The sequence below is a fragment of the Bartonella sp. CE47NXGY genome, assembly GCF_042195415.1.
GTDB lineage: Bacteria > Pseudomonadota > Alphaproteobacteria > Rhizobiales > Rhizobiaceae > Bartonella.
Genome location: NZ_JBHIOI010000297.1, coordinates 1 through 536, shown reverse-complemented (window position 1 = coordinate 536; position 536 = coordinate 1). Strand labels below are relative to the sequence as shown.

The 536-nt window shown below is 34.5% G+C and carries 1 protein-coding gene; it reads left to right on the top strand.

The annotated features are described in order from the left end of the window. The first annotated feature begins 359 nt into the window (after window positions 1-359). Window positions 360-503: a hypothetical protein gene (locus ACFIL3_RS11180; protein ID WP_375628021.1), complete on the top strand. Its 144-nt coding sequence runs from the start codon at window positions 360-362 to the stop codon at window positions 501-503. Window positions 504-536 lie beyond the last annotated feature (33 nt).

Sequence of the window (536 nt, the reverse complement as noted above, 5' to 3'; positions counted from 1 at the left end):
TTCTGTGAAAGAAGAAGGCATATCGCCTGAATAATTATTTGATATTGTTTCTTTTATTGCTACTCATTCAGATGCTGGTGGTCTTATGCAAGGGTTGAGAGAAAGCCAAGGAAAGTTAGGTTTAAAAGCATAAGAGTAAAAGTGGGGGATATAAGGTTATACCCTTTTTTGGTGGTTAAAATATTCCGGTGTTGATCGAAGATATTTACAGTCAATCATCTTGAGGTAATTTGACAAAATCAGAGAGGAATGCGTTGAAGAAAATTTTTATATTGCGCCTTGATGAATATCGAAAAGAATAATAATGGATAAGGCACATAAAGCAGGACCTCGTATATTAAAAGGTGTTTGTGAAGCTTTTGTCTGAAGCTAAAGGTGAAGCGGATACTAAATTTGGTATTTATATTCCTGCAAATGTTGATGTCAAAAAAAATCAGAAAAAATATAGGGTTATAGATATCATTTTCGGCACGTTTTGGTTTTCCTGTGGGGCGCATTCGTGATTGGGAATGGGGATGATATTTTTACTTCTTTTT